Source organism: Mesorhizobium sp. M2A.F.Ca.ET.037.01.1.1, assembly GCF_003998075.1.
GTDB lineage: Bacteria > Pseudomonadota > Alphaproteobacteria > Rhizobiales > Rhizobiaceae > Mesorhizobium.
Genome location: NZ_RZSA01000953.1, coordinates 1 through 2470, shown reverse-complemented (window position 1 = coordinate 2470; position 2470 = coordinate 1). Strand labels below are relative to the sequence as shown.

Annotated in this window: 3 protein-coding genes; 2 read left to right on the top strand and 1 reads right to left on the bottom strand. The window is 62.5% G+C overall.

Annotated features, from left to right (window positions below):
• Both EOA27_RS31840 and EOA27_RS31835 read left to right on the top strand, forming a co-directional pair.
• Nucleotides 1-1471, top strand: a 1471-nt coding sequence (locus EOA27_RS31840; RefSeq protein ID WP_145970667.1) for a VWA domain-containing protein, incomplete at its 5' end; no start/stop codon positions are given.
• A gap of 223 nt (nucleotides 1472-1694) precedes the next feature.
• Nucleotides 1695-1967 (top strand): hypothetical protein, encoded by a 273-nt coding sequence (locus EOA27_RS31835; protein ID WP_245463328.1) that lies wholly within the window; start codon nucleotides 1695-1697, stop codon nucleotides 1965-1967.
• A 9-nt stretch (nucleotides 1968-1976) separates the two neighbouring features.
• Here EOA27_RS31835 and EOA27_RS31830 read toward each other — a convergent pair.
• A partial coding sequence (locus EOA27_RS31830; RefSeq protein WP_189562183.1) for a homocysteine S-methyltransferase family protein occupies nucleotides 1977-2470 on the bottom strand: 494 nt, incomplete at its 5' end.

Sequence of the window (2470 nt, the reverse complement as noted above, 5' to 3'; positions counted from 1 at the left end):
GCCCGCGCCCATGCCGGCTGACCAGATGCAGCCGCAGGAGGAAAACCGCGACCGCATCGAGACTTTCAAGACCAATCCGGTGCATGAAACGGCGCAGGACCCGGTCTCGACCTTCTCGATCGATGTCGACACGGCTTCCTATTCCTTCGTGCGGCGCTCCCTGAAGGAAGGCAGCCTGCCTGATCCGGACACCGTCCGGGTCGAGGAAATGATCAATTACTTCCCCTACGACTGGAAGGGTCCGGATTCGGCCGCGACGCCGTTTAACTCGACAGTCACCGTCATGCCGACGCCGTGGAACGAGCACACCAAGCTCATGCATGTCGCGATCAAGGGTTTCGACGTGAAGCCGGCCGAGCAGCCCAAGGCCAACCTCGTCTTCCTGATCGATGTGTCGGGCTCGATGGACGAGCCGGACAAGCTGCCGCTGCTCAAATCCGCCTTTCGCCTGCTGGTCAGCAAGCTCAAGCCCGACGACACCGTCTCGATCGTCACCTATGCCGGCAATGCCGGCACGGTGCTGATGCCGACCAAGGCGGCGGAAAAGCAGAAAATCCTTGCGGCCATCGATAATCTCGAGCCCGGCGGATCGACGGCCGGTGAGGAAGGCATCCGCGAAGCCTACAAGCTTGCGCAGCAATCCTTCGTCAAGGACGGCGTCAACCGCGTGATGCTCGCCACCGACGGCGACTTCAATGTCGGCCAGACCGATGACGACGATCTCAAGCAAACGATCGAGAAGGAGCGCAAGACCGGCGTCTTCCTCTCGGTGTTCGGTTTCGGGCGCGGCAATCTCAACGACCAGATGATGCAGACCATTGCCCAGAACGGCAACGGCACGGCCGCCTATATCGACACTTTGGCCGAAGCCGAGAAGGTGCTGGTCGAGGATGCCTCCTCGACGCTGTTCACCATCGCCAAGGACGTCAAGATCCAGGTCGAGTTCAATCCGGCCAAGGTCTCCGAATACCGTCTCATCGGTTATGAGACCCGAGCCCTCAACCGCGAGGATTTCAACAATGACCGCGTCGATGCCGGCGATATCGGTTCGGGCCATTCGGTGACGGCGGTCTATGAAATCACGCCGAAAGGGAGCGGCGGCGAGCAGGTCGATCCGCTGCGCTACGGCCAGGCCAAGGTCGACAATGGCGGCGTCGCCAATGCCGACGAATATGCCTTCGTCAAGATCCGCTACAAGCTGCCGAGCGAGAATGTCTCGAAGCTGATCACCACGCCGGTGACCGCCGCCAATGAGGTCTCGTCCTTCGACGCGGCCGGCGCCGACCAGCGCTTCTCGGTGGCCGTCGCGGCCTTCGGGCAGAAGCTGCGCGACGAGGACCAGACGGCGAATTTCGGCTATGACCGCATCGCCGAGATCGCCGACGCCGCGCGCGGCGCCGATCCGTTCGGCTACAGGGCGGAGTTCCTGTCGCTGGTGCGCCTGGCCTCATCGCTGGACGGTAATAAATAGGGCGTTGCGAATTGAACGAAGGCCGGCGGGACTAAGCGCGTCGCGGGTGCGACGCGCTTAGGTTTTTTTGATGCATGTCGTTGCCCCAGAACCGCTGCACACTTCTGGGCGACATGCATTGTCCCGTCGGCCTTTTTTGCAATCGTTAAATTGCGCGGCTTTTCCGGAACATCATTGCAATCAGCGTCTGTTAGTCAGTGCTGATAGATTTGAGGGACGAGCAGTGCATATCACGACAATCGGCAATGCGAACGCGACGGCGGCCAATGCGCCGGTGCGGGGGTCGTCAGCGGCTTCGGCTGATTCGGCGCGAATTCGAAGCGATGTCGATGCCGCCCGCAACACGGCGCTTTCGGCGCTCAACAACGACCGTTTTCGCGTCATGCTGGAACAGATCAGCGATCCGGGCGCGTCGGGCGCGCTGGCGACAATGAATTCCGAGAACGTCGTCGATTTCAACACCGCGCTGTCGCGCTACGCCGAAAACAGCAAATAGACAGGCCCGTCAGGCGCGGCTGCGCCTGCGTTCGCGCCTGCCTTCGCCGCTGTCCCCGGCGCTTGCGGTCTTGTTGCGCATCGGACCGATGCGCTCGACGATCGTCGCGACGGTCGGGCGCTCGGCCTTGGTGTGGCCGTCGAGCGCCTTGCGCATGGCGGCAAGGTGGGCGAAGGAGGTGCCGCAGCAGCCGCCGACGATCTTGGCGCCGGCATCGACCGCCAGCCGCACATAATCGGACATCAGCTCCGGCGTGCCTGAATAGTGAATTTCACTGCCGCGGAATTCCGGAATGCCGCAATTGCCCTTGACGATCACGGTCGCCTCCGGCTTCGCCTCGGTCATGTCGAGCAGCGAAGCGAGGATATCGGAAGCGCCGACGCCGCAATTGGCGCCGACACCGAGCGGGGCCTGCGACAGGCCGTCGGCAACGGCGTGGATGTCCTTCGGCAGCAGGCCCATCATGGTGCGGCCGGCGGTGTCGAAGGAACCAGTATAGGTAT